This window comes from Streptomyces sp. NPDC057623, from assembly GCF_042800355.1.
GTDB lineage: Bacteria > Actinomycetota > Actinomycetes > Streptomycetales > Streptomycetaceae > Streptomyces.
The window spans coordinates 1-2,536 of record NZ_JBHVGZ010000168.1 but is presented as its reverse complement, the minus strand read 5'-3'; the positions used below and the strand labels follow the sequence as shown (position 1 = coordinate 2,536).

General features: G+C 69.7%; 2 protein-coding genes. Both read right to left on the bottom strand.

Translation table 11 applies throughout. From position 1 onward, the window contains the following. Positions 1 to 111 precede the first annotated feature (111 nt). The gene (istB, locus tag ACFU95_RS50885; protein ID WP_383844745.1) at positions 112 to 903 is read right to left on the bottom strand and encodes an IS21-like element helper ATPase IstB; all 792 of its coding nucleotides are present in this window, start codon (positions 901 to 903) and stop codon (positions 112 to 114) included. Continuing rightward, entirely contained in the window at positions 903 to 2,408 is a 1,506-nt protein-coding gene (gene istA / locus ACFU95_RS50880) for an IS21 family transposase (RefSeq protein WP_383844742.1), read from the bottom strand. Before istA ends, istB begins: the two co-directional genes overlap by 1 nt. Positions 2,409 to 2,536 lie beyond the last annotated feature (128 nt).

The following is a 2,536-nucleotide window of genomic DNA, read 5'->3' as shown; positions in this document are numbered from 1 at the left end:
TGTCAACGGCCATTTGTTTGCCCCGGTGGCGGCCAGATGTTCCATGCACTCATGGCCGACTCGGCGTCCCCAGTGGCGGCCAGATATCTCCCCGCCGTTCTGAGGACTCGTTCACCTCAGTGGCATCACCCCCTTCCCGGTGGTGGCCTCGGTGAGGCGGAACGATTCACCCTGCGTGACCACGACGTGAGCATGGTGGAGGAGCCGGTCGACGGTGGCGGTGGCCAGGGTCTTCGGCATGATCTCGTCGAAGCCTGACGGGTGGAGGTTGCTGCTGACGGCCAGTGCCCGGCGTTCGTAGGCGGCGTCGACCAGGCGGTAGAAGCCTTCGGCGGCGTCCGGGGAGACGGGCAGCAGGCCGATGTCGTCGACGATGATCAGGTCGGTGCGGATCAGCCGGGTCATGGCTCTGGCGAGGGAGTCGTCGGCGCGGTGGCGGCGGACGAGGGCGCCGAGGTCTTCGATGGTGAACCAGGCGACGGTCAGGCCGGCTTCGACCGCGGCCTGCCCCAGCGCCTCCGTGAAGTGCGACTTTCCCGTCCCGGACGGGCCGCAGATGCAGAGGTTCTCCCGGCGGCCGACCCATTCGAGGGTCTTGAGGGAGTCCTGGACCTGGCGGGTTATGGAGGACGCCTGCTCGTCCCAGTCGCCGAAGGTCTTCCCGGCGGGGAACCCGGCCCGCTTGCGGCGGGTCCGCAGGTTCGCCGCGTCGCGTCCGGCGGCCTCTTCGGCCAGGAGGACGCGGACGACCTCGGCCGGGTCCCAGCGTTGGGCCTTGGCGGTGGGGATCAGGTCGCTCAACGCCCGTCGCAGGTGCGGGAGTTTGAGCCGCTTGGTGAGCTCGATGGCTTCGGCCAGCGGGTCGCCGTGGGCGCCGGTGATGGTGCGGATCGGGGTGGCCATCAGTGCTCGTCCTTGTCGCTGGTGATGCCGAAGCTGGACCAGGCGGAGGTGCCCGGCTGAAGGCTGTGCTGTTCGGTGGCCCGGGTGGGCTCGACGGTCTCCAGGCCAGCCTGGTAGGTGACGATGGAGATCAGGTCGTTCTCCGCGAACCGGCCGGCGATCGCCGCGGTGCCCAGGGCCCGGTCGACCTCGGCGACGGAGTGGAGCTTGGCCAGGGCGACGGCCTCGGCCATCTTCGGCTTGAGGCGGCGGGCTCCGGAGGCCGCGGCCTCCATCAGCCAGGAGGCGGCGCCGGGACCGAGGGCGAGGAAGGCGGCTTCCTCCGCGGTGGTCGCCCGAGGGGTGCGGTCGGCTTCCTTGTTCTCCCTCGGCGGGTAGTGCTCGTCCTTGATCGAGGGATGGCCCGGGGCCGCGCGGTCGTGCCGGGCGACCTCGACAGGCCCGTCCTCGCCGACGGCGGTGACGATCAGCTCGTCGCCGTGGAACCGGGCCCAGACCCGGGTGTCGACCAGCTGGTGCGGGACCGAATAGCGCACTCCCTCAACGGAGATGGTGGACTCCCAGTTCACCCGCCTCGTGGTGCCGAACGCGACCGTGAACGGTTGATTCGGCAGCGGATGGAGCCGCTGTTGCTCTTCGAGCAGGGCCTCGGCGGGGCGGCGCCGGCTCTGGCGGTGGACGCGGTCGTTGACCGTGTCGCAGAACTCCCGGCAGGCCGCCTCCAGTTGTCCCATCGTCTTGTACTGGGGCAGCAGGTTCGCCGAGGTGGGCACCAGGTCCGCCTTCGCGATGCGGACGGTCGCCTCGCTTCCGCCCTTCGTCTCGGGATCCGCCGGTAGACAGGTGCGGATGGTCATGCCGTAGTGCCGGCCGACCTCGACGATCTCGGGGTTGCGGACCGCGATGTTGGCGATGTGCTCGGTCGTGACGGTCTTCTCGTTGTCCGTGAGCGCGTAGGTGGGGACGCCGCCGATCCGCCGCAGCGTGGCATCGAGGCAGGCCACGATGGTCGGCAGGGTCTTGTCGAAGACCGGGATGACGACGCGGAACCGCGACCAGGCCAGCCAGGCGCACCACAACGATGTACGTCTTCCACCGATGCGCGGGCCCTCGCCCCAGTCCCATTGCAGCCAGAGCGCCGGCTCGGCGATCCAGGGCCGGTAGACCCGGTGGTGCCCGGAGCGCATCCTCGCCTTGGCCTCGGCGACCGCGCGGCGGGTGGTGCGGTCCCCGCCGGTGAAGCCCATCGCAGTGATCCGCCGGTGCACGATGTCCGCGCGTATCCGCCCCTTCGAGACGGCCACCAACTCCTCGATCTTGTCCATGTATTCGTCGATCGGGCGGGCCCGGTGCTGCCGCTCGACAGGACGCTCACCCTGCTCGCGCAGCTGCACATACCGCTTCACCGTGTGGTGGTCGACGCCGGCCAGCTCGGCCGCGGCGCGGTAACTCCCCGTGAGGTCGTATGCCTCCAGGATTTCCATGATCTCCCTGCTGTTCTTCACACCGGCCAGCTTCGCTGGCCGGTGTCCGTCCAGGTCCGGGGAGGTATCCGGCCGCCAGTGGGGAAGCTCGCGGCCACAGAGTGCTAGATAAACGGCCGCCTACGGGGAGTATCCACTGGCCGCCGTCA

Excerpts from the sequence above, each read along its gene's own strand:
- istB (WP_383844745.1), bottom strand. The coding sequence starts at position 903 with ATGGCCACCCCGATCCGCACCATCACCGGCGCCCACGGCGACCCGCTG.